The 23,448-nt window shown below is 71.8% G+C and carries 19 protein-coding genes; 9 read left to right on the top strand and 10 right to left on the bottom strand.

The window, feature by feature from the left end:
- Positions 1 to 120 precede the first annotated feature (120 nt).
- On the bottom strand, positions 121 to 2,451 hold the full coding sequence (gene lon / locus OG811_RS27485; RefSeq protein WP_406069853.1) for an endopeptidase La: 2,331 nt from the start codon (positions 2,449 to 2,451) through the stop codon (positions 121 to 123).
- Between the two features lie 547 nt (positions 2,452 to 2,998).
- Here lon and OG811_RS27490 point away from each other — a divergent pair.
- Entirely contained in the window at positions 2,999 to 3,346 is a 348-nt protein-coding gene (locus tag OG811_RS27490) for an Lsr2 family protein (RefSeq protein WP_406069855.1), read from the top strand.
- Between the two features lie 130 nt (positions 3,347 to 3,476).
- Here OG811_RS27490 and OG811_RS27495 read toward each other — a convergent pair whose 3' ends face one another.
- Entirely contained in the window at positions 3,477 to 4,703 is a 1,227-nt protein-coding gene (locus OG811_RS27495; RefSeq protein WP_406069857.1) for a hypothetical protein, read from the bottom strand.
- A 294-nt stretch (positions 4,704 to 4,997) separates the two neighbouring features.
- Entirely contained in the window at positions 4,998 to 5,879 is an 882-nt protein-coding gene (locus OG811_RS27500; protein ID WP_406069859.1) for a DUF2726 domain-containing protein, read from the bottom strand.
- A gap of 320 nt (positions 5,880 to 6,199) precedes the next feature.
- Between OG811_RS27500 and OG811_RS27505 the strand changes: the two genes are divergently transcribed.
- The 4 genes from OG811_RS27505 to OG811_RS27520 all read left to right on the top strand — a co-directional run bounded on the left by OG811_RS27505 (position 6,200) and on the right by OG811_RS27520 (position 9,357).
- Entirely contained in the window at positions 6,200 to 7,324 is a 1,125-nt protein-coding gene (locus OG811_RS27505) for an Asp23/Gls24 family envelope stress response protein (RefSeq protein WP_406069860.1), read from the top strand.
- Positions 7,321 to 7,881 carry a hypothetical protein gene (locus OG811_RS27510; protein WP_406069862.1) on the top strand — a complete coding sequence of 187 codons (561 nt, stop codon included), beginning with the start codon at positions 7,321 to 7,323 and terminating at the stop codon, positions 7,879 to 7,881. Before OG811_RS27505 ends, OG811_RS27510 begins: the two co-directional genes overlap by 4 nt.
- Positions 7,882 to 8,148: 267 nt before the next feature.
- Complete coding sequence (locus OG811_RS27515; protein ID WP_406069864.1) at positions 8,149 to 8,706, top strand: hypothetical protein; 558 nt, start codon at positions 8,149 to 8,151, stop codon at positions 8,704 to 8,706.
- A gap of 258 nt (positions 8,707 to 8,964) precedes the next feature.
- Complete coding sequence (locus OG811_RS27520) at positions 8,965 to 9,357, top strand: FKBP-type peptidyl-prolyl cis-trans isomerase (RefSeq protein WP_406069866.1); 393 nt, start codon at positions 8,965 to 8,967, stop codon at positions 9,355 to 9,357.
- Positions 9,358 to 9,487: 130 nt separating this feature from the next.
- On the opposite strand, the gene OG811_RS27525 is transcribed toward OG811_RS27520, so the two are convergent.
- Positions 9,488 to 9,874: an STAS domain-containing protein gene (locus OG811_RS27525; protein ID WP_406069868.1), complete on the bottom strand. Its 387-nt coding sequence runs from the start codon at positions 9,872 to 9,874 to the stop codon at positions 9,488 to 9,490.
- 313 nt (positions 9,875 to 10,187) lie between these two features.
- Between OG811_RS27525 and OG811_RS27530 the strand changes: the two genes are divergently transcribed.
- The gene (locus OG811_RS27530) at positions 10,188 to 11,204 is read left to right on the top strand and encodes an SMP-30/gluconolactonase/LRE family protein (RefSeq protein WP_406069869.1); all 1,017 of its coding nucleotides are present in this window, start codon (positions 10,188 to 10,190) and stop codon (positions 11,202 to 11,204) included.
- 145 nt (positions 11,205 to 11,349) lie between these two features.
- Here OG811_RS27530 and OG811_RS27535 read toward each other — a convergent pair whose 3' ends face one another.
- Positions 11,350 to 12,594 (bottom strand): Ig-like domain-containing protein, encoded by a 1,245-nt coding sequence (locus OG811_RS27535; RefSeq protein ID WP_406075942.1) that lies wholly within the window; start codon positions 12,592 to 12,594, stop codon positions 11,350 to 11,352.
- A gap of 630 nt (positions 12,595 to 13,224) precedes the next feature.
- On the opposite strand from OG811_RS27535, the gene OG811_RS27540 reads away from it, so the two are divergent.
- Positions 13,225 to 14,181: a sugar phosphate isomerase/epimerase family protein gene (locus tag OG811_RS27540; protein ID WP_406069871.1), complete on the top strand. Its 957-nt coding sequence runs from the start codon at positions 13,225 to 13,227 to the stop codon at positions 14,179 to 14,181.
- 22 nt (positions 14,182 to 14,203) lie between these two features.
- Positions 14,204 to 16,303 carry a PQQ-dependent sugar dehydrogenase gene (locus tag OG811_RS27545; RefSeq protein ID WP_406069872.1) on the top strand — a complete coding sequence of 700 codons (2,100 nt, stop codon included), beginning with the start codon at positions 14,204 to 14,206 and terminating at the stop codon, positions 16,301 to 16,303.
- A gap of 105 nt (positions 16,304 to 16,408) precedes the next feature.
- On the opposite strand, the gene OG811_RS27550 is transcribed toward OG811_RS27545, so the two are convergent.
- From OG811_RS27550 to pdhA, 4 genes are all read right to left on the bottom strand, one after another.
- Positions 16,409 to 18,088, bottom strand: a complete 1,680-nt coding sequence (locus tag OG811_RS27550) for a right-handed parallel beta-helix repeat-containing protein (RefSeq protein ID WP_406069874.1) — start codon at positions 18,086 to 18,088, stop codon at positions 16,409 to 16,411.
- Between the two features lie 131 nt (positions 18,089 to 18,219).
- Entirely contained in the window at positions 18,220 to 19,635 is a 1,416-nt protein-coding gene (locus OG811_RS27555) for a dihydrolipoamide acetyltransferase family protein (protein ID WP_406069876.1), read from the bottom strand.
- Positions 19,632 to 20,636 (bottom strand): alpha-ketoacid dehydrogenase subunit beta, encoded by a 1,005-nt coding sequence (locus OG811_RS27560; RefSeq protein WP_406075943.1) that lies wholly within the window; start codon positions 20,634 to 20,636, stop codon positions 19,632 to 19,634. The genes OG811_RS27555 and OG811_RS27560 overlap by 4 nt, the downstream gene beginning before the upstream one ends.
- Complete coding sequence (gene pdhA, locus OG811_RS27565; RefSeq protein WP_406075945.1) at positions 20,633 to 21,838, bottom strand: pyruvate dehydrogenase (acetyl-transferring) E1 component subunit alpha; 1,206 nt, start codon at positions 21,836 to 21,838, stop codon at positions 20,633 to 20,635. The genes OG811_RS27560 and pdhA overlap by 4 nt, the downstream gene beginning before the upstream one ends.
- 72 nt (positions 21,839 to 21,910) lie before the next feature.
- Here pdhA and OG811_RS27570 point away from each other — a divergent pair, with 72 nt between their 5' ends.
- On the top strand, positions 21,911 to 22,417 hold the full coding sequence (locus tag OG811_RS27570) for an Lrp/AsnC family transcriptional regulator (protein WP_406069878.1): 507 nt from the start codon (positions 21,911 to 21,913) through the stop codon (positions 22,415 to 22,417).
- 4 nt (positions 22,418 to 22,421) lie between these two features.
- Here the strand turns inward: OG811_RS27570 and OG811_RS27575 are convergent, their stop codons facing one another.
- On the bottom strand, positions 22,422 to 23,396 hold the full coding sequence (locus OG811_RS27575; RefSeq protein WP_406069880.1) for a DNA polymerase domain-containing protein: 975 nt from the start codon (positions 23,394 to 23,396) through the stop codon (positions 22,422 to 22,424).
- Positions 23,397 to 23,448 lie beyond the last annotated feature (52 nt).

Here is a 23,448-nt window from a genome sequence, read left to right on the forward strand (position 1 = left end):
CGGGAGCCGCCTCGCGGCAAAGTGGTGGTAGAGAGTGCAAGCGAGACAGTAGACCGCCTGCGCGTACACCAGTGACCCCCGCTGTCTCCGGAGACGGCGGGGGTCACTGTGCTTGTAGCGTCAGGCGGCGAAGAGCGCCGGACCGTCCAGCGCCTGGACGTCGGCCGGGCGCAGCGCCAGGGCGAGCACGTCGGCCACGTCGGCCAGGGTGTGCACGGTCAGCGCCTCGCGCACCTCGGTCGGCAGGTCGTCCAGGTCGGGCTCGTTGCGCGCCGGGATGATCACCTCGGTGAGGCCGGCCCGGTGTGCGGCGAGCAGCTTCTGCTTCACCCCACCGATCGGCAGCACCCGACCGGAGAGCGTCACCTCGCCGGTCATCCCGAACTCGGGGCGGACCGGGCGGCCGGTGACCAGCGACGCCAGGGCCGTCACCATGGTGATGCCGGCGCTCGGACCGTCCTTGGGCACCGCGCCCGCCGGGACGTGCAGGTGGATGCGCCGTCCCGCCAGGGCGTTCGGGTCGATGCCGAGCCGACGCCCGTTGGAGCGCAGGTACGACAGGGCGATGTGCGCCGACTCCTTCATCACGTCACCGAGCTGGCCGGTCAGGGTCAGACCCGGCTCGCCCTCCATGCTGGTCGCCTCGATGAAGAGCACGTCCCCGCCGGCGCCCGTCACGGCGAGGCCGGTGGCCACGCCGGGGACCGCGGTGCGCTCGGCTGATTCCGGGGTGAACTTCGGCCGCCCCAGGTAGCCGGTGAGGTTGTCGGTGTCGACGCGTACCGGGGTCGGGTCGGTCGCCAGTGCCACCGCCACCTTGCGCAGGATCTTGGCCAGGCCACGTTCGAGCTGCCGTACGCCGGCCTCCCGGGTGTACTCCCCCGCGATCAGCGCGAGAGCCTCGTCGGCGACGCTGACCTCGTCGGCGGTCAGCCCGGCCCGCTCCCGCTGCCGGGGCAGCAGGTGGTCCCGGGCGATGGCGACCTTCTCGTCCTCGGTGTATCCGTCCAGGGTGACCAGCTCCATCCGGTCCAACAGTGGGCCGGGGATGCTCTCCACCACGTTGGCGGTGGCCAGGAAGAGCACGTCGGACAGGTCGAGGTCGACCTCCAGGTAGTGATCCCGGAAGGTGTGGTTCTGGGCCGGGTCGAGCACCTCCAGCAGTGCGGCCGCGGGGTCGCCGGCGTAGCCAGCGGCCAGCTTGTCCACCTCGTCGAGGAGCACGACCGGGTTCATCGAGCCGGCCTCCCGCAGCGCGCGGACGATCCGACCGGGCAGCGCGCCCACGTAGGTGCGCCGGTGACCGCGGATCTCCGCCTCGTCGCGGACGCCGCCGAGCGAGACCCGGACGAAGTTGCGTCCGAGCGCCCGAGCAACGGACTCGCCGAGGCTGGTCTTGCCCACCCCGGGAGGACCGGCGAGTGCGAGGACCGCGCCGGAGCCGCGACCGCCGACCACGCCGAGGTTGCGCTCCGCACGCCGGTTGCGCACGGCCAGGTACTCCAGGACGCGGTCCTTCACGTCGGCCAGGCCGGCGTGGTCGGCATCGAGCACCGCCCGGGCCGCGGCCAGGTCGGTGTTGTCCTGGGTACGCGTGCCCCACGGCATCTCGAGCACGGTGTCCAGCCAGGTGCGGATCCAGCCCGCCTCCGGGGAGGCGTCACTGGCCCGCTCCAACTTGCCGACCTCGCGCAGGGCCGCCTCGCGGACCTTCTCCGGCAGCTCGGCGGACTCGACCCGGGACCGGTAGTCGGCCGAGCCGTCCGGCTCGCCCTCGCCCAGTTCCTTGCGGATCGCGGCAAGCTGCTGACGCAGCAGGAAGTCCCGCTGGGACTTCTCCAGCCCCGCACGGACGTCACTGTTGATCTGCTCGGTGACCTCCTGCTCGGCCAGGTGGTCCTTAACCCAGCCGACCAGCAGCTCCAGTCGGGCGGTGACGTCCGGCGCGGCGAGCAGTTCGGTCTTCTGGTCCAGGGTCAGCCAGGGCGCGTAGCCGGCCGAGTCGGCCAGTTCGGAGAGGTCGGTCATCCGCTCCACCGCGTCGATGACCTGCCAGGCGCCTCGCTGCTGGAGCACGGAGGTCACCAGGGCGCGGTACTCGCGGGCGAGTTCCCGGGCGCGGCCGGCGGGGGCGGGTTCGTCGAGTTCGGTCGCCTCGACCCAGAGTGCGGCGCCGGGGCCGGGCACGCCGGAGCCGATCCGGGCCCGGGACAGACCACGGATGACGGCGGCGGGCTCACCCTCGGGCAGCCGGCCGACCTTCTCGATGGTGGCGACCACGCCGACCGGGCCGTACTCGCCGTCGATGCGGGGCACGGCCAGCAGCTTGCGGTCGCCGGTCGCCCGCGCCGCGTCGATCGCGGCCTGGGTGGTCGGGTCGAGGGTCACCGGGATGACCATGCCGGGCAGCAGCACGGCGTCGGTCAGGGGAAGTACCGGAATAGTTGCCATCGAACACCTGCTATCACGTTGAGTTGAGCGTGTCTCACTCAAGTAACAAAGCGTTCCCCTTGTTCCGACCTGTGACCCAGGACACTGTCCGCCCGCCCGGCCGAGGCGGTCGACCAGCGCCGCCGCTGCTGGCCATCCTCGACGGCTGGGCGGTACTTCCGGCCGAACTGCTGCACGCCCTGCTGCGGCCCGCGCACGCCGCGTCGGTCGATCTGGACGGCGAGGAACGTCGGTTGTTACGGGCGTTCACCTCTGGCCGCAACACCGTCGACATCGCTGAAGAACTGCACGTCTCGGGAGCGGACGGTGAAACGAATGACCACCGCGTTGCTGCGCAAGCTGCGGGTGCCCAACCGGGCGGAGGCCGCCGCCGTCGCCGGGCAGACCGGTCTCCTCGGCGAATGAAGCCCCTTCATCGCACCGATTCACGGTTTGCTCCGTAACGGAATCGCGACGCGCCGAATGAATGGACGCGTATTGTTGCGGATTCCCGGGGTGATAGGTCAGACTTTGGGCACATCCCGCCGCACACAGGGAGTAATCGGCAATGGCGAGAAAAGTAATCACGATCCTGACCGACGACCTCGACGGTGGGAAGGCCGACCGGACGGTCGAGTTCAGTCTCGACGGAGTGGCGTACACGATCGACGTCTCGGACGAAAATGCCGGCGTCCTGCGCAAGGCGCTGGATCCGTACATCAATGCGGGTCGGCGGATCGGGCGCGGCCCGGTGGAGAGCACCCGCGCAGTCCGGCGACCGGGTCGACCCACCGGTGCCGGAATGGATCGGGAGCAGAACCGGGCTATCCGGGAATGGGCCATCAAGAACGGCTACAAGATTTCCGAACGGGGCCGGATCCCGGTTGAGGTCGTCGAGGCGTACAAGAGCCGCTGACACGAGATGATGACGGGGTCCCGCCGTAAACGGGCGTGACCCCGTCGGATTGTCCGGGCACCCGAAACAACGCGGGCCGGTCACCCCGGGTTGTCGCCCCGGGTGACCGGCCACCGCTGGTCGAACTGGATCAGTTGACGGTGATACGCACCGAGTCGAACGCGGGAGTCTGGTTGGCCCGCTCCATCATCGGCAGGCGGTGCGAACCGTCACCGGCCCAGACGGAGCACTGCGCGGTGCCCGACTCCGGCAGACCCGGAATCTGAATCGTCACCTCGTCGGGCTCGGCACCACCGCGGCCGTCCTCGGTCGCGACGAAGAACGCGGGCACCTCCTGCGGCTCCGGCGGGGCGGTCAGGCTGTCCAGCATCCGGCAGGCGGTGTGGAAGTGGCCCCGGACCAGGCCCTGGGCGTTGAGCAGCGAGCTCTCCACGTAGTAGCCACCCTGACCGGCGGCCAGGAAGCGGTCCCGGATCAGGTTGCGGGTGCTGACCCGCAGGGTGAACGCCTGGTTCTGACCGACCTGCTGGGGGAACTGGGTGATCAGCAGCGACGGGTTGTTGGCGGCGGCGCCGACCTCACCGAACTCGGTGCTCACGCAGCGGTTGCCGATCTGGAAGCCGTCGTGCCGCTGGAGCTGGCTCTCGTCGCAGTTATTGGCCAACACGCCGAGACCGGTGCCGGGGGCGTTGCCACCGTTGTTGTTGCCACCGCCATTGTTCCCACCGTTGTTGCCGCCCGTGTTGCTGGTCGGCTGCACCTGGCATTCGGCGAGCTGCGCGAGACCCTGCGGTCGGGGACCGGCACGGTCGATGGCGGTCGTGATCCGGTCCAGCACCGCGCGCCGCTTGGAGGCCAACGGCTGCAGGATTGCGCTGCGGATGAACGCCTCGCCCTTGTTGCCCTCGGCTGCCAGCCGGCGGTCCGCCTCGGCGATCTGGGACTGCAGCTGGGCGAGGTTGCGGTCCACCTCGGCCCGCGCCTGGGCCGGCACCTGCGGCAGCTTGGCCGTCACGTCCGGACAGGCGATGGCCGTACCGGTGCCCACCGTGCCGTCCTTGCCGTCCTCGCACTCGGGGACCGACTGCTGCCCGTCACCCCAGTGATTACGCACCCACCGACCGTTCTGCCAGGTCCGGCTGGTCGAGCCGCCGCCAGTCGGCGCGGTCGCGCCCGGGCTCGGCTCCACACATTGCCCAGCGGCCGGACGTGGCTTATTCGTCCGCCGGTCCTGGGCCGACGAAATCTGGGTCACGGCGACAACTCCGCCGAAGACCACGAGCGTGCCGACAACAGCCAGCAGACGCTTGCTCCGCGCGTTGCCGGATGGCCGGCGCGCCCGTGTGGACCTGCGCATCGAATTGCTCTCCTTCTCGATCCGGTAGTGGATTTCTGCCCTCGGCGGATCGACGGATGTGAGAGGGCACGGCACGGCGGCGAGCACCGTGACCTACCCGGTAACGTGTCGATGGCCGGCGATGCCCTTTCCGCACCGTCTCCCGCGTCCGGTCGACGCGGATGGGGAGATCCTGTTCATTCGCGCAGGAGTACGGTGCGGCGACCGGGAAGGTTCAACCGGCGCACAGGAAATTGCCGCGACCCGACACGGAGCCGGTCCGGAGCAGGAGTCAGCAGGTGGAAAGGGCGCCGATCAGTCGGCGCAGAGGTGGTCGAAGGCGAACCCGCCCACCAGTTCGTGGCGGCGCCGACTCAGCGCGGCAATCTGCGCGGTCAACTCGGCGCGCGGCAGCAGTTCCCCGACGTCGTTGGTCCGCAGCCGCTCCCCGACGGCGACCGTGGCGAGATCCTCGGCCAGCCGAGCCGCGTCGACGCCGCACGAAAAGCGGTGCTCGGTCACTGAGACCCGCTCGATCAGGCACGCGTCGGGGCGTACCTGCACCCAGCTCCACCCCTGCGCCGGCCCGTCCGCCCAGCGCACGTGCAGCCCTCGCACGATCGGGTCGGCCACCCGCCCGGCCACGTACGCCTCGACCGCCGCCGCGCGGGTCAGCGCGCCGAGGTCGTTGACCGGCCCGGGGCGGCCGTCCGGCAGCCGACCGAGGATGTCCCGGAAACTCACCGGGGACGGCCCGTTCCCAGGGGCGGTCACCCCGGCACCGCCCTCGGCGTAGGCGCGCGCGTCGATCACGTACTCCACGAGGCGTCGACCGTGCTCGGCCGCCCGCAACGTCGACGATCCGATCCGCAGCACGGGCAGGCCCACGGCCGCGCTCACCGCGTCTTTGAGTCGCTCAACGCGCTGCTCTGCCGAGCCGGCGGACGCGACCGGACCGATCTCCACGGCAACGATCGCCCGGCCGGTGTCGGCGGCGCAGACCACGAAGTCGAAGCTGGCGCGGCTGGCCGAACTCCACTGGCTGCCGGTGACACCGGGCGGGCGGCCCTGAACCAGGTCGCTGAGCCGGCGTGCCGGATAGACCCGATGACCGGCGCGGCTGAGCAGCGTGTCGCGCCCACCATCGTCGGGCACCGCCCGCAACCAGCCGCGGTCGTCGCTGCCGATGCTCGTCATCTGCCTGATCCATCCGCCGGTCGGTCGAGCCGGGCCGAGTCTAGGCGGTCGATCATGGTGCTCGCCTCGGCGGTGCGGCCAGCGCCACCCCGGCCAGCCGGACCCCGGCACGGCCTGCCGTGCTGCCGTCGCGGTAGAGGTCGCCGAGTGCCTCGGCCGGCACCTCGTCCTCGCCCGTGGGCGCGGGGTGGGCGGCGGCTGCCGCCTTCGAGGCCGCGGACCAGGCACTGTGACCGGGATCACATGAGGGTCGCGTTCCAGAGGTCCCGACGGGGTGTATCCAGCGGGGTCGCCGGTAGCGGACCGGCCGGGAGGTCAGCATGTCGCGACAGCAGTTCGGCGCCCTCACCAGCAGCGGCCTGGGTGCTCGCCCGCGTCCGGATGACCCTCGCCGCGCCCGCCGACCTCGGCTGGTCGGTGATCCGACCATCCTTCGGCGCCCTCGCGCCGATCGAGCGGGGCGACACCACCGGCTCCCCCCGCGGCCCATCGCCACCCGCCCGTCCGCCCCATCCGCCGGCCCTGCACCCAGCGCCGGCACCCCCGGCGGGAACCCGAGCACCGGGACCCGCGCCAGCACCGACTCGCACCGGCGCACCATCGCGGCGGGGGACGTTGCGGCGGGGGACGTTGCGCGGATCGCGGCCGAAGCGGCCGGGCGGGTGCCCGGCGTTTCCGACGTCCACCCGGCCACCGTTCGCCTGGGCGACCGGGCCGTGGGTCTCGACCTGCACCTCGTCACCACCTACGGGTACAGCGTGCCCGCCGTCGCCGAGGCCGTCCGGACGGCCGTCACCGACCGGGTTGCCGCCAGCACCGGGCGCACCGTGGCCGCGGTGACCGTCACGGTGGACGACCTGCTCGTCCCCGGGGCGGACGGCGCCGGGACAGGACGACCGGTCAGTCGGCCGGAGGCCGGCATGCGAACCGTCAACCGGGCGGCCTCGCTGTTGCTGTCCGTCGCCCTGCTCGCCGGCGGCGCGCTGCTGGCCGTGCAGGCGCTGCTGGTGACACTGGATCGCCCGGCACCGCTGTTCGCCCGCACCGGCTGGTACGACGCGCTGACCACCACCCGTTGGCATGACTTGGGCGTCCGGACCGGGGCCGGCGCGGCCCTGCTGCTGGGCCTGGTCATCCTGGCCGCCCAGCTGCGCCGCTGGACACCGGTCCGGCTGCGGATCGACGAGCGCGACGGCTGGTACCTGCACCGGCGGTGCGTGGAGCGCCGGCTGACCGACGCGGCCGGCACCGTGCCGGGCGTGCGTCGGGCCCGCGTGCGGGTCCGCCGGCGCGGCGACCAGTGGCGCCCCCGGGTGCGTGCCACCGGCGACCCGGCCGCCCGCGCCGAGGTCGAGTTCGCGGTGCACCAGGAGCTGCGTCAGCTCGCCTCGCCCCGGATCGGCCGGATCGAGATCCGGCTGCTGCCCCACAGGCGGCCGGCATGACCGACGCCGCGCACCGACTGCTGTGGACCATCGTCGCGCTGCTGCTGCTGGCGGGCGGAACGACCGCGCTGCTGGTCAGCCTCGGCACGCTGCCCGGCAGCGACCCTGGCGCGCTACTGCTCGGCGCGGGACTGCTGGACGCGTGGCGGCTGGCCGCGCCGTGGAGCACCCTGGCCGCGGCGGTCGCCGGCGTGCTTACCGCCCTCGCTGGGCAACGCCTGCTCGACCGCGAGCTGCGCCGGCCCGGCCGGGCACTGCGCGGCATGCTGAGCCACCCCGGCAGCCGCCCCGGCCGCACCCGCCTGGCCACCGAGGTGCTCGTCCACGCACTGGAGCGGGACCTGACCGGCGACCCCGGGGTGCGCGGCGCCCGAGTGGTGCTCACCGGCGCACCGCCTGGACCCGACGTGTGGATCCGGGTGGACCTGTCGGCCGACGCCCGGGCCGCCGACGTACGCGAGCACGTCGACGCCGCGGTCCGCCGGTTCGCCACGACCGCCGGCTGCACACCGGCGCACCTCGACGTGACCGCCCGCATCGAACCCGGCCGACCCTGAACCGGGCCGCCTGACCCCGCCGGACATGATGGGTGCCGGCCCGACGTCGGTGGTCCGGCGAAGTTCCCTCCCCGCCGGACCACCGATGCGGCGACGGCCGGCGACGGGTGTTCGCTGCGACGGTGGTGGGGCGTCAGGGTCACCGGGCCGGCCGGAGGGGGGTCCAACGTCCCGGGCCGTTGCGGTCTGTCGGCCCTGCCGTCGACGGCGCGGTAAGCGTCTACTGGAGATGCCACCGGGAAGCGCGGTGCGAAGCTGAGAAGGGACGTGGAGACCATGACCGCGACGATCGAGCAGGTCACCGCCGACAACACCGCTCCGAACGCCGGCACCGCCCGAGTGCGGGCCGTCCGGTACATCCTGGCCGGCACCCGGCTGGCGCTCGGCTGGATCTTCCTCTGGGCTTTCGTCGACAAGATGTTCGGCCTCGGGATGGCCACCGAGTCGAAGAACGCCTGGATCAACGGGGGCAGCCCCACCAAGGGTTTCCTGACCTTCGGTGTGACGGGCCCGTTCAAGGACCTCTACACCGGGATCGCCGGCGCCGCCTGGGCGGACTGGCTCTTCATGGCCGGCCTGGCCGGGATCGGTGTCGCCCTGCTGCTCGGCATCGGCATGCGGGTCGCCGCGGTGGCGGGTGGGCTGCTGCTGGTCCTGATGTGGACCGCCGTCCTGCCTCCGGAGAACAACCCCTTCATGGACGACCACCTGATCTACGCCGCGGTACTGGCGGTCCTGGCGCTGGTCAACGCCGGCGACACCTGGGGCCTCGGCCAGCTCTGGGCGAAGCTGCCGATCGTCCGGCGGGTGCCCTGGCTGCGATGAACCACAGCGCACCACCTCTCGGCGGGCGTCACCAACACCGGTGACGCCCGCCGGTCTGTCCGTCCGTCCGTCCGTCCGCCGATCTGCACTTACTGCCCTGACGAAAGGTGCGAGTCGGGGCACACCGGCGACCGAAAGTGCAAGATCGATGTATGGGGTGCGGGAGCAGGTAGCGGGTCTGCCGCACCTGGGTCAGGTGCGATTTGGCAGGATCGACGGTGCCCGGACACATCACCCAACACGGCAGGAGATCCCCGCATGAACCAGGCAGCAAGCGCCCGATCGGGCAAGCCCGAGGTGGGTCCGATCGAGGGTGCACCGCCGGCCGACCTCGTGATCGAGGACATCACCGTGGGCGACGGCCCGCAGGCCGAGCCGGGCCAGCTGGTCAGCGTGCACTACGTCGGCGTGTCACACTCCACCGGCGGCGAATTCGACTCGTCCTGGAACCGCGGTGAGGCGTTCGATTTCCCGCTCGGCGGCGGCCAGGTCATCGCCGGCTGGGACCAGGGTGTCGTCGGCATGCGGGTCGGCGGCCGGCGCCGTCTCACCATCCCACCGCACCTGGGGTACGGCGACCGCGGCGCCGGCGGAGTCATCAAGCCGGGCGAGACGCTGATCTTCGTCGTCGACCTGCTCGGCGTGCGCTGACCGATTCTGCAGGGTCGCCGGCGCACGCCGGCGGCCCCGCACCACGCCCAAGCAACACAGCCTGAGACGACCGGCGCTGGGCCGCGTCAGCGAGCTCGGGTCGGGTCGGGTCGGCTGCTCTGGGGTCAGATCAGGCGGCGAGCTGCAGGTGTGCGGTCGTGATCACCGGGCGACGAGCGGCCTCGACCACCCGGGCCGGCTCCAGAATCGGCATCACCCGGTGCAGGCCGGTAGCGCGCAGCACCCGCGCCACCACCGGGCTCGGGTCGACCAGGACCAGTTCGCCACCGCGGGCCCGGACGCGCAGATGCGCGGCGAGCAACGTGCGGACGCCGGCGGCGGAGAGCAACCGCAGCTCGGACAGCTCCAGCTGGAGCATCGGGCGAGCGGGCGCGGACCACAGCGCGGACCGGAACGCGGCCACGGTGGCGATGTCGACCTCGCCGGCCACCCGCACGAGGACCACCCGGTCACCCACGCTCACCCGCACGTCGAGCCGCTCGCTGCGATCTTCCATGCCTAGAAACCTAGCCGCCACCACCGACACTTTCGCCCCTCCACCGAGTGATTCCGGGTACGCCCAGGGTCATACCCCGAGGTGCGCCTCATCCCTCTCGGGGTGGAGGTCAGGGCCTCCGGCCGCACGGACCACCGGCCACCGGACCCGCCGCGCCCATTTCGGACGGTGATCCACTCCGGATCACCAATGTCGGGGCGTCCGGGTCAGCGGGACACCCCGACATCACCGATACCGTGGTGATCACGCCCGCCGACGCGCCGCGCGGACGATGATTCGGAGACGGCCGGCACCGGCGGTGGAGAATGGGCCGATGCTGATCCCTCGGCCTCGGCCGCCCCGGCTGATCCGTCCCGTCCGCGAGCCGGCAACCGTTCCTCCGGCGCTGGCCGGGGCATGGGCACCCACCGACCGGCGGCTCGACCGGGCGGAGCTGCTGCCCCTCCCCGAGGGTGCCGTCGGGCCGGAGGACGTGCTGGTCGACGGCGCCGGTCGGGTGATCAGTGGTGACGAGGGCGGTCGGCTCTGGTGGTGGCCGGTCGACGCGCCGGCCGGCACCCGACCCCGACTGCTGGCCGAGACCGGTGGCCGGCCGCTCGGCATCGAGTTGGACCCCTCCGGCGAGGCTCTGGTGGTCTGCGACGCGTACCGCGGGTTGCTGCGGGTCACGCCCGACGGCGCGGTGCGTGAACTGACCGGGACGGCGCCCCCGGTGCACCTGGCCAACAACGCCACGGTGGGCCGCGACGGCACCATCTACTTCACCGACAGCTCCGACCGGTTTCCGGTCTCGCACTGGAAGCGGGACCTGTTGGAGCACCGCCCCAACGGCCGGGTGCTGGCCCACCATCCGGGCACCGGCCGCACCGAGGTGGTGGCCGACGGGCTGTATTTCCCCAACGGGATCGCGCTGACCCCGGACGAGTCAGCGCTGATGCTCGTGGAGACCAGCACCCACCGCCTGCTCCGCGTCGAGCTGAGCGGTGGCGTCCGGGTCCTCGCCGACCTGCCCGCATACCCGGACAATCTCGCCGCCGTGGGCGACGGGACATACTGGATCGCTCTGCCCAGCCCACGGGTGCCGATCGCCGAGTGGCTGCTGCCGCACCCGCGACTACGCCAGATCGCCGCGTTGCTGCCCGACGCGATGCAGCCGCAGCCACGCCGCTACGGGCTGGTCGCGCTGGTCGACGGCACGGGCGCGGTCCGCCGGACGCTGCACGGCCCGAACGGGCACTACTGGATGATCACTGGGGTACGCCAGCACGACGATCACCTCTGGTTGGGCAGCCTGATCGGCCCCGGCGTGGCCCGCGTACCGCTGGAGTAGCGCCCGGGGCCACGGGCGCCGAGCCGATCGCTGGTAGGCCGGCTTGTCGAGTCGCACCTGCGCCAAACGATCATTGAGCTGGCGGCGACGTCGGGGCCGGCCCGCCGCAGTGGCGGGCCGGCCCCGAATGTCCGGCGGCGGTGTCTCAGCGACCGCTGACGGAGGGCGCCGGGGCGGGCGACCCACCGGCCACCGCACCCGGGTGCGCCGGGGCGACCGGCGCCGGCTTGAGCCCGGGTGGCACCGGCAGGGCGCTGCCCCGGGTGAACTCGTCCCAGCTCACGTTCCACGCGGTCCAGCCGTTGCCCGGCTGCAACTCCACCTCGGTGCCCTTGACGGTGACCAGGTCACCGACCTGCGTCACCCCCATCAACCAGTCCGCCGCGGTGGCGGAGACGTTCGCGCAGCCGTGCGAGACGTTGGTGTTGCCCTGCTCCCCCTCCGACCACGGGGCCGAGTGGATGAACTCGCCGCCCCAGGTGTAGCGCTGGGCATCGTCGACGTCGACCACGTAGCCACCGTTCGGGTCACCCCGGGTGTCGAAGGTGGTCCGGTCGTACTTCTCCATGATCACCATTTTGCCGCTGGAACTCGGCGTGCTCGGCTTGCCCAGGCTGACCGGGATCTGGCGGATCTGCTTGCCGTCGCGCAGCACCGTCATCTGCTTGGTGGCGTTGTCGATCTCCAGCGCGACCTGTCGTCCGATCTTGGAGGTAGCGGTCCGCTCGGCGTCGCCGATCCGGTCCTTGCCGATCGGTAGACCCTCCAGAGCGGCCCGGACGCTGACGGTGGTCCCCGGCTTCCAGAAATCGGGCGCTCGGTAATAGACCTGACTTCCGTCCTCAAGCCACGACCAGGTGCCCGGCTGCGCCGGATTCGTCTTCACGAACAACCGCCGCTGGACATCCGCTCTGGCCTCTTTCGGAATTGCCGGGTCGAACGCGACGGTTACCGGCATCGCTGTGCCGTACGTCCGATTACCGACGAAATAGAGAGTGCTGGTGATCTGCGGTTTGGTCGATTTGGCCATCGTGGTGAACGTGGTGGTGCGAGTGGTGGTGGCACCCGAGTCAGCGGTCGCGGTCACCTCGGCGGTGTACGTCCGTCGCGGTTGCAGTGGCGCGCTCGGCACCCAGCCCGAGCCGTCCTCACGCGGCTCGGCGTTGACCTGCTTGCCCTTGTCGTCCGTGAGGCGTACCCCGGTGACCCGTCCACCCTTGACCACGGTGCCCACCTCGGCGCTGACCGGGACGTCCCGGGCCTTGTCCCCCGGTGTCACATCGAGCTCCGGTGCAGCGTGGTGCCCCTTGGCCGAACCCGGATCCCGGTCGGCGGTGCACCCACCCAGGACGAGCGGTACGGCTGCGATGGTTACCGCCAACAGCGTCAATCGCCGCCTAGACGTCATCTTCAATCCCCCCGTTTCCGACTTCCCTTTGCCACATTCTCGCCTCCTCGGCAGGGGCGTCCACGGCATTCGGAAATAATCGGTGGCGCATTTATTGACGCGCTTTCCGACAATGTTCCACTTGGCGGAAGAGGGGTTCAAGAGACCCTTGTCAGGTCCTTTGCTCTGCTTCAGCGGACGCCACACCGGCTGTCCGGATACCGGGCGTCTGGTGGTGCGTGGGGTGAAGCGGAGCAAAGGAGGCGGTGTGGGAGGTCGCCCCGGCACGGGACCGGGGCCGCAGGTAGACCGTCACCCCCCGGGTGGCGCACGTCGGGGACGGTCTTTTGTCAGCTGAAGCGAAACTTCTGCCGAACGCGACGAAGCTTTGCCTTCGTCCGAAGGCAAGGGTAAGGTCACGATCTAGATAGAGGGTTGCCCATTCGTCGATCAGCTTGCCGCCACCCCTGCCGGGTCGCCGCGTTCCGCCCCCGATGGGTCTGGGCCGCGCCCGCGCGCCGCCCCTCACCGTTCAGCCGGAGCCCGCCTCCGGCCGGTTCGGCGCGCCCGGGCGACGGCAGCCAGGTCGACCGCCGCCGACGGCATGCCAGCCGTCAGGAAGGGACCACCACCATGGATCAACAGCTCAACCGACCGGAGCCGACACTGGCGTCCGAGCCGGTCAGCCGGCGCGGAGTGCTGCGCGCCGCGACCGTCTCCGCCGCTGCCGTCGGCGCAGCCGGCCTGCTCACCAGCCCCGCCACCGCCGCGCCCGCAGGGCAGTCCCAGGGCCGGCGACGGGTGCCGGTGGACCAGATCAGCATCCAGCTCTACACGCTGCGCGACCAGCTCGCCGCAGACCTGCCCGGCACTCTGGACGCGCTGCGCCGGATCGGCTACCGGCGGGTTGAGCACGCCGGTTTCGTCGGACGCACCGCCGCGCAGTTCCGGGCCGCGCTCGACGAGGCCGGACTGCGCGCCACCTCCGGGCACACCGGCATCCCGCAGCCCTTCGACGCGGCCACCTGGGAGCGTGCCCTCGCCGACGCGAACGTCGTGGGCTCCAAGAAAATCGTCCACCCGTACTTCGGTCGGGACGCCAACGGTCAGCCGATCCGGGACCCCGCCGTCTACCGGGCCCTTGCCCGGGACCTGAACCGCGCCGGTCGGCTCGCCGAACGCGCGGGCCTCGACTTCGGCTACCACAACCACCAACTTGAGTTCGTGCCGCTGACCGGCGGCTCGACCGGCTTCGACATCCTCACCGCGCAGACCGATCCCCGGCTGGTCCACTTCGAGCTCGACCTCTACTGGACCTGGCGAGGCGCACACGACCCGGTCGACGTGATCCGGGCCAACCGCGGTCGGATCCGCCAGGTGCACGTCAAGGACCTCGACGTCGAGGGCGGTTTCGCCGACCTCGGCGACGGCCTCATCGACTTCGGCCGGATCTTCACCCACGAGCGGGAGGCCGGCATCGAGGAGTACATCGTCGAACGCGACGACGCCGGCACCTCGCCACGCTCCCCCGCCGACGCCCTGGACACCGCTCGGGTCGGCTTCGACCATCTCGCTTCACTCCGGTACTGACACCACCTCGGGGGACAACCTGATGAACAGGAGCGCATTCACGTCCGCCCTGCTGCTGGTAACGGCCGGCCTGGCCGTACCACCATCAGCCGCGGCCGCCGCGCCGGCGGCACCGCCGGACAGCAGCTTCCAGAAAGTGACACTGAACGACTTCCCAGGCGAGCCGATGAGCCTCGCCGTCCTGCCCGACCTGCGGGTGCTGCACACCTCCCGCACCGGCGAGGTCCGCATCCACGACCCGCGCACCGGGTTGAACACCCTCGCTGCCGACATCCCGGTGTACGAGCACGACGAGGAGGGGCTGCAGGGGGTCGCCATCGACCCGAACTTCGCCCAGAACAAGTGGGTCTACCTCTACTACTCGCCGCCGATGGACACGCCGGTGGACGATCCGGCAACTCCCGACGTCAACGAGGGGGACGCGCCGCTGGTCGGCACCGAGGCGGACTGGCAGCGGTTCCGGGGCGCGCTGCGGCTGTCCCGGTTCAAGCTGGACGGGATGAAGCTGAACCTCGGCACCGAGCAGCAGATCATCGACGTGCCCACCGACCGGGGCATCTGCTGCCACGTCGGCGGCCAGATCGACTTCGACAGCAAGGGCAACCTGTACCTGTCGACCGGTGACGACTCCAACCCGTTCTTCTCCGACGGCTACATCCCGATCGACGAGCGGGCCGACCGGCACCCCGCGTTCGACGCCCAGCGCACCTCGGCCAACACCAACGACCTGCGCGGCAAGCTGCTGCGCATCCGGGTGAAGCCTGGTGGCGGTTACACGGTGCCGGCCGGCAACCTGTTCAAGCCGGGGGCAGCGCAGACCCGCCCGGAGATCTACGCGATGGGGCTGCGCAACGCGTTCCGGTTCGCCGTCGACCGTCGTACCGACAACGTGTACCTCGGCGACTACTCCCCGGACGCCTCCAACTCGAACCCTGAGCGCGGGCCGGCCGGGCACGGCCGGTGGATGCTGGTCGACAAGCCGGCGAACTATGGCTGGCCGTACTGCGTGACGCCGACGCTGGCCTACCGTGACTACGACTTCGCCACCGGTGCGTCCGGTCCCAAGTTCAACTGCAAGCGCCCGGTCAACGACTCACCCCGCAACACCGGCAAGCGGCAACTGCCGCCGGTCGAGCAGCCGCAGGTCTGGTACCCGTTCGCCGCGTCCGGCGAGTTCCCGCAGCTGGGCACCGGCGGTGTCGGCCCGATGGGCGGCCCGGCGTACGACTTCGACGGGACCAGCACGTCGCGGACCCGGTGGCCGGCCTACTACGACGGCGTGCCGCTGTTCTACGAGTGGACGCGGGACTACATCAAGGAGTTCCGTCTCGACGAGGACGGGGACGTGCAGGACATCCGGTCGGTGGTGCCATCCCTGGTGGTGGACAACCCGATGGACATGGAGTTCGGCCCGGACGGCGCGCTCTACGTGCTGGAGTACGGCGATGGCTACTTCGCCGAGAACCCGGACGCCCAGCTGTCCCGGATCGACTTCGTCCGCGGCAACCGGACGCCGATCCCGAAGATCAGCGCCGACCCGACCGTCGGGCAGGCCCCGCTGACCGTCGCGTTCTCCAGCGCCGGCACCACCGACCCGGACGGTGACGCGCTGCGCTACGCGTGGGACTTCAACGCGGACGGCTCGGTGGACAGCACCGACGCCAACCCGACCTGGACGTTCCAGGAGAACGGCTCGTACACCCCGACGCTGAAGGTGACCGACCGCACCGGACGGTCCGCCTCGGCGACCCTGCCGCTGGTGGTCGGGCCGACCGCGCCGGTCGTCGAGTTCGTCGCACCGGTGGCCGGGCAGCCCTTCCAGTTCGGGCAGACCGTCGCGTACGAGGTGAAGGTCACCGACGATCTGCCCGTGGACTGCTCCCGGGTGAAGGTCACCTACGTGCTGGGGCACGACGAGCACGGACACCCGCTCTCCACGGCGATGGGGTGCTCGGGAACGATCACCACCTTCGTGGACGGCGGGCACAGCGGCGCGGACAACCTCACCGCGGTCTTCGTCGCCGAGTACACCGACGCGCCGACCGAGCCGGGCGTACCGGCGCAGTCCGGCACGGCCACGGTGGTGCTGGACCCGACCCCGGTGGCCGGTCTGGCCGGCTGACCAGCGCACGATGACAGCGGCGGCGGCCGGATCACTCCGGCCGCCGCCGCACGTCGTTCAGCTCAAGCCCCGCCGAAGTGCTGGCCCCCGGCGAGTGCTTGCCGGTCAGCTCCAGTCGCTGTCGACGTGGTTGTCACGCCAGCGTCCCCCCACCGGTGGGGTGTCCAGCCGCATGCCGTCGTCGACGTTGCCGGCGAGGTCGTTGTCCTCGACCCGGCAGTCCACGCAACTGCCACGTTCGGTTATCCACAACCCGTGCGTCTGGGTCTGGTCGTCGTGGTTGTCCCAGATTCGGTTGCCACGGACCGTGGCCGAGTCGAACGCCGCGTCGATGGTGATGCCCGCCCGCCGCTCCGGTGCGGCAGACAGTTCGTATCCGCATCCCGGCGGCGGCACGTCCCCGCTCCAGGCGCTGAACGCGTCGGGTCGGACCGGGGCGAGGGTGAGTTCGTTGCCGGTGTTGGAGGCCACCATGGCAACGGCCCGACCGACTCGCAGGACCTTGCCCCGGTGCCCGTCGTGCGGCCAGTTGGCCGACCGGTCCACCAGACTCCGCTCGCCGTAGCGGACGGCCTCACCGCTACCGCCGGCGCCTTCCGCGTACTGCCGCCCGTTGTTGCGGATCCGGTTGTTGAGCAGCACCGTGTCGGTCATCTGGTGGTCGATCCGGACCGCGTCCAGGCCGTTGCCCCAGAACTCGTTGCTCTCGATCACCACGTCCCGGATCGAGCCCTGGTGACCGCGCCCGAGGTCGTGCGCGTGATAGCCGTGCCGGCCGTTGTCGCTGATCCGGTTACCCCGGACGGTGTACGGGCCGGGGCTGTTGCCGATGCTGACCCCGTCGCGCACGTTGCCGTCGATGACGCAGTCGGTGAGCAGCCCACCCCGGCCGGCCACGGACGAGGTTCCCTGCGCCGACACGTCGAAGCCGGCCTCCAGGTTGCCGGTCATCGTGCAGGCGGAGACGATCAGACCGTCGGCGCCCCAGTCGGAGATGCCGTACCGGTTGCCCTGACTGTGGCAGCCGATGATGCGGTAGCCGCGCGGCGGTTCCCAGAAATCCTTCTGCAGTTCCAGGAAAATTCCGTTGGTGCCGTTGGCCAGGGTGGTGCAGTTGGCGATGGTCAGCCGCTCCACCGCGCCCCAGCCGCCGATGCCGACCCCGATGCCGGCGCCGCCCCACTGCTCGCCGTTGTCCAGTCGGCCACAGCCGACCACCACCACGCCGTCGATCAGAGAGTCCTGGAGGAAGTCGCAGCCCAGCCCGGTGGCTGCGGTGTGGTGGATGTAGAGGTTGCGGAACACACCCCGCACCACGTACTGGAGGCCGAGGCCCTTGGCCAGGTAGTTGTACTCGGCCATCGCCACACCCGAGCCGTCGATCTGGAAGTCGGAGAAGGTGCAGTCGGCGATGTGCCGGTTCCGGTCGGCACCGTGCTGCACCGTGGTCCAGAACGCCAACGGGGTCGGGTCGGCCCGGTTGCCCTCGTTGCTGAGCATGAACCGGGTCGCCGCCGGGCCGGCCCCGATCAGCGACACGCCGCTGCGCCACACCGTGCCGGCGTCCCGAATCGAGTAGATGCCCGGCGGGCAGTAGATGACCCGGGCCCGCCCGTCCGAGGCGTACGCGGTGCCGAGGCGGTCCACGAGGGCGGCCAGCGCCGGCTGGTCGTTGGTCGAGCCGTCACCGGTCAGCCCGTACTCCAGCGCGTCGCAGCAGAGCGGCGCGCCGGCCGAGGCTGGCCGCCGCACCCGAACCGAGTTGAGTAGCATCTCGTACCCCATGGGCCGGCTCCCTTCGACGCGAATGGTGCGCTCCGGCGGGGCCGACTTCCCGATGCCGCGTCCAGGAAACCCCGGACGCACGCCGGCCCTGGCGCCGCACAGGCAACGCCAGGGCCGGGGGGGGTACGCAGTCAGACAGCGGCGATCAGCAACGCGGGGCGCTCCACGCAGTCGGCGACGTGCCGCAGGAAGCCACCGGCCACCCCGCCGTCGCAGACCCGGTGGTCGAAAGTGAGGCTGAGCTGGGTCACCTTGCGGACGGCGAGTTGCCCGTCGACCACCCACGGCTTGTCCACGATCCGCCCGACGCCGAGCAGGGCCGCCTCGGGGTGGTTGATGATCGGCGTGGAACCGTCGACGCCGAACACCCCGTAGTTGTTCAGCGTGAACGTGCCGCCGGTCAGCCGGGCCGGCGGCAAGCTGCCCGCCCGCGCGGCGGCGGTGGTCGCCGCCAGTTCGGCGGCCAGTTCGGCGGTGGTGAGCCGCTGGGCGTCGCGCAGCACCGGCACGAGCAGGCCCCGGTCGGTCTGCGCGGCGATGCCGAGGTGCACCCCGGCGGACTGGACGATCCGCTGCGCCTCGGTGTCGACCCGGGCGTTGAGCTGCGGGAACCGGCGCAGCCCGCTGAGGCAGATCCGGGCCAGCAGGGCCAGGATGCTCACCGGCGCGTCGGGCGTCGCCGCGTTGATCGCGGCCCGGGTCTCCAGCAACCCGGTGGCGTCCACGTCGACCCAGATGGTCACCTCCGGGATCTCCCGTCGGCTGCGGGAGAGCTTGTCGGCGATCACCTTGCGGACGCCGGTGAGCGGGACGATCACGTCGTCGTCCCCGGCCGGGGCGGCCGCGACGTGCGGGTCCGGCACGGCGGCGAGCCGGGCGGCGGGCACGGTCAGCGCCGTCTCCACGTCGGCACGGCGGATCACCCCGCCGGGCCCGGTGCCCCGCACCGTGTTCAGGTCGATGCCCTGCTCGCGGGCCAGCCGCCGCACGATCGGCGAGATGACCAGGGCAGCGGGCGACCGCGCCGGGTCGCCGGACGCGGTACCCGCGCCGGGCGCACCACCGACAGCCACGCCAGAGCCGCCGGTCGGGCCAGAGCCGCCGGTCGAAGCAGCATCGCCGGTCGAGCCAGAGCCGCCGGTCGAGGCAGCGTCGGCCGGCTCGGGGGCTAGTGCCAGGCGGGGCCGACGCCGACGCCGGGTGGCGTTGCCGTGCCCGGTGCCGTAGCCGATCAGCACGTTGCCGGACCCGGCCCGCTCCTCCTCGCGGTAGGTGGCGTGCCCGGCGGGCTCGTCGCCGCCGTCCAGCGGCGCGATGGTGATCAACGGCTGGCCGACCGGGCGCACCTCACCGGCCGCGCCGTGCAGGGTGACCACCCGGCCGGCGTACGGGCAGGGCACGTCGACGACCGCCTTGGCGGTCTCCACCTCGACGACGCTCTGGTCGACCGTGACCACGTCACCCACGGCGACCCGCCACTCGACGATCTCGGCCTCGCTCAGCCCCTCACCCAGGTCGGGCAGAAGGAAGACCTGCGTCCGTTTCATGCCGCCGCCCAACGCGCGTCCGGCTGGTCGTCCCACTGCAGGCGGGCCACCGCGTCAAGGACCCGGTCCACGCCGGGCAGGTGGGTGTGCTCCAGCATCGGCGCCGGGTACGGGATGTCCAGCCCGGCGACCCGCAGCACCGGGGCGTGCAGCGCGTGGAAGCAGCGCTCCTGCACCCGGGCGGCGATCTCCGCGCCGACGCCCGCGAAACCGGGCGCCTCCTGGATCACCACGCACCGGCCGGTACGTCGGACCGAGGCGGTGATCGTGGCGTCGTCGAACGGCACGATCGTGCGTACGTCGACGACCTCCAGGTCCCAGCCCTCCTCGCGGGCGGCCTCGGCGGCCTCCAGCGCGACCGGCACCGCCGGCCCGTACGCCACCAGGGTGGCGTCGCGACCGGGACGGCGCACGACGGCCCGGCCGAACGGCTCGGTACGCGCCGGCAGTTGCGCGTCGGCGCTGCCGAAGTAGAGCTTCTTGGGCTCCATGAAGACCACCGGGTCGGGGTCGTCGATCGCCTCGCGCAGCAGCGAGTACGCGTCCTCGACGGTCGCCGGGGTGACCACCTTCAGCCCGGGGGTGTGCGCGTAGTACGCCTCGGACGAGTCGCAGTGGTGCTCGACCCCGCCGATCCCACCGGCGTACGGCACGCGGATGACGATCGGCACGCTCAGCGCGCCCCGGGTCCGGTTGCGCAGCTTCGCCACGTGCGAGGCGATCTGCTCGAACGCCGGGTACGCGAACGCGTCGAACTGCATCTCGACCACCGGTCGCAGCCCGGACATGGCCAGACCGACGGCGAAGCCGACGATGCCGGCCTCGGCGAGGGGGGTGTCGAAGCAGCGTTTCTCGCCGAAACGGGCCTGCAGACCGTCGGTGATCCGGAAGACACCGCCGAGTTGGCCGACGTCCTCCCCGAAGACGACGACCCGGTCGTCGGCGGCGAGAGCGTCGGCCAGCGCGGCGTTGAGCGCCTTCGCCATGGTGGTGGCCATCAGGCGTCACCCTCCTCGTCGCGGGCGGCGGCCAGCTCGGCGCGGACCTGTTCGCGCTGCTCGATCAACTGGGGGGTGGGCTCGGCGTAGACGTGGTCGAAGAGGCTCAACGGGTCGACCGTGGGCTGCTCGTTCATCCGGGTCCGCAGCTCCGCCGCGTACGCCTCGGCCTGCTCGGCGACCTCGGCGACCACCGCGTCGTCGAGCACCCCGCGGGCCCGCAGGTAGGTCTCCAGCCGGGTGACCGGGTCCCGGTCACGCCAGGCGTCGACCTCGGCGCCGTCGCGGTAGCGGCTGGCGTCGTCGGCGTTGGTGTGCGGCTCCATCCGGTAGGTGTGCGCCTCGACCAGGAACGGCCCGTTGCCGGCGCGGGCGTGTGCGACCGCGCGGGTGAGCACGGCGAGCACCGCGACCGGGTCGTTGCCGTCGACCTGCTCACTGGGGACGCCGTAGCCGACGCCCTTGTAGGCCAGTGACGGTGCGGCGGTCTGCCGCGACAGCGGGACGCTGATCGCGTACCGGTTGTTCTGGACGAAGTAGACCACCGGCGCCTTGAACACGGCGGCGAAGTTGATCCCCTCGTGGAAGTCGCCCTCGCTGGTCGCGCCGTCGCCGATGAAGGCCAGCGCGACGGTGTCGCGGCCCTGGTACGCCTCGCCGTACGCCAGCCCGGCGGCGTGCACGCACTGGGTGGCGAGCGGGGTGCACTGCGGTGCGGTCCGTACCTGGGTCGGGTCGTAACCGCAGTGCCAGTCGCCGCGCAGCAGGGTGAGCACCTCGACCGGGTCGATGCCCCGGGCAACCAGCGCCATCGATTCGCGGTAGGTGGGGAAGACCCAGTCGGTGTCGCGGACCGCGAGCACCGCGCCGACCTGGCATGCCTCCTGGCCGCGCGAGGACGGGTAGACGGCGAGGCGGCCCTGCTTGGTCAGGGCGGTGGCCTGCACGTCGAAGCGGCGGCCGACGACCATCCGCCGGTACAGCTCGCGCAGCGCCTCGACGGGCGGCTCCGGGTAGTCCTTGCGCGCCGGCAGCGGGGTGCCGTCCGGGTTCAGCAGTCGGACCGGCTCGGCGTGCGGCAGCAGCCCGGCCGAGGGGTCGGGGGCGGCCTGGGTGGCCGGCCGGCGGGTGCGGGGGGATGCCCTGCGGACCGCCTGGGGTGTGGTCGTCACGGCGGGGACCTCCTGGACGTGTGGTGGACCTATGCTCATGCCGTCGGATGATTGACTCAAGGTGCCGGTGGAACGCGGGACGAATGGCAGGATGAGGAGTGGTTCATGAGCCAGGAGGCCAACCTCGTACCGGGCGTGGCGGGCGGAACGGGACGTTCGGCCGGGCCCCCCGACGAGGTGGACCGCCGGATCCTGCGCGAACTGGTCCGCGACGGCCGGCTCTCCATCCGTACGCTGGCCGAGCGGGTGCACGTCTCGCGCACCAACGCGTACGCCCGGGTGGAGCGCCTGGTGCGGGACGGGGTGATCACCGGCTTCCGGGCCCGGGTGGCGCCGGAGCCCGCCGGGCTGGGCACGTCGGCGTACCTCGCGCTGACCATCGAGCAGAACACGTGGCGGGAGGTGTCCGAGGAGCTGGCCCGGGTGCGCTACGTCGAGCACGTGGCGCTGCTCAGCGGCGAGCACGACGTGTTGGCGCTGGTGCGGGCGCCGGACAACGCCACCCTGCGGGACGTGGTGCTGGATCGGGTGCAGAGCATCGCCGGGGTGCTGTCGACGCGTAGCTGGCTGGTCTTCGAGGAGTTCGACGGCACGCAGAGCCCCTGGCCGTAGGCGCTCAGCGTGCCGGCGGGGCCTCCAGCCCTTCCCGGTCGGCCAGCTCCAGCAGCGGCTCCAGGGAGAACCGGCGGCCGTCGAGGCCGGCGTGCGGGTCGCCCCGCTCGGCGAACCGGGCCGGCAGGCTCACCACGTCGAAGTCCTCCGGCCGCGCGTCGTCCAGCTCCGACCAGTCGAGCGGCGCGGAGACCAGGGCCCGCGGGGTGGGCCGGATCGAGTACGCCGAGGTCACGGTGTGATCGCGGGCCATCTGGTTGTAGTCGACGAAGACCGGCCGGTCCCGCTGGTCCCGCCACCAGGTGGTGGTGACCAGGTCGGGCAGCCGGCGCTGCATCTCCCGGCCCAGCGCCAGCACCGCCCGCCGGCAGTCCCCGAAGCTCCACCGCGGCTCGATGGACAGATAGACATGGATGCCCCGGCCGCCGGTGGTCTTCGGGTAGCCGACCAGCCCCAGCTCGTCGAGGAACGCCCGCACCTCGTGGGCGACCGGGACGACCTGGGCGAAGTCCACTCCCGGCATCGGGTCCAGGTCGATGCGAAGCTGGTCGGGATGCTCCACGTCGCCGGCCGAGACCGGCCAGGGGTGGAAACGCAAGGTGCCCAGGTTGGCCGCCCAGATCACCACGGCCAGCTCGCTCGGGGCCACCTCGTCGGCGGTCCGGCCGCTCGGGAAGGTGATGTGCGCAGTACGTACCCAGTCGGGCGCCCCGGCCGGCAGCCGCTTCTGGTAGAACGCGTCGCCGCGGTTGTCCTGCCGGGTGGCGATCTTCGCGCCGTCGAACACGCCGCGCGGCCAGCGCTCCAGCATGGTCGGCCGGTCGCGCAGGGCGCGCAGGATGCCGTCGCCGACGGCGAGGAAGTAGCGGACCACGTCGAGCTTGGTCAGCCCGCGTTCTGGAAAGTACGGCTTGTCTGGGCTGGAGACGCGGACCACCCGCTGCCCCACCCGGATCTCCTCGGCCGCCGTGGTCGCCACGCCTCACACCGTAACGGGCAGCGGCCCGTCCCGGCCGCCCCTCGGGCAGGCC

Origin of the sequence: Micromonospora sp. NBC_01638 (assembly GCF_045209745.1) — a bacterium.
GTDB lineage: Bacteria > Actinomycetota > Actinomycetes > Mycobacteriales > Micromonosporaceae > Micromonospora.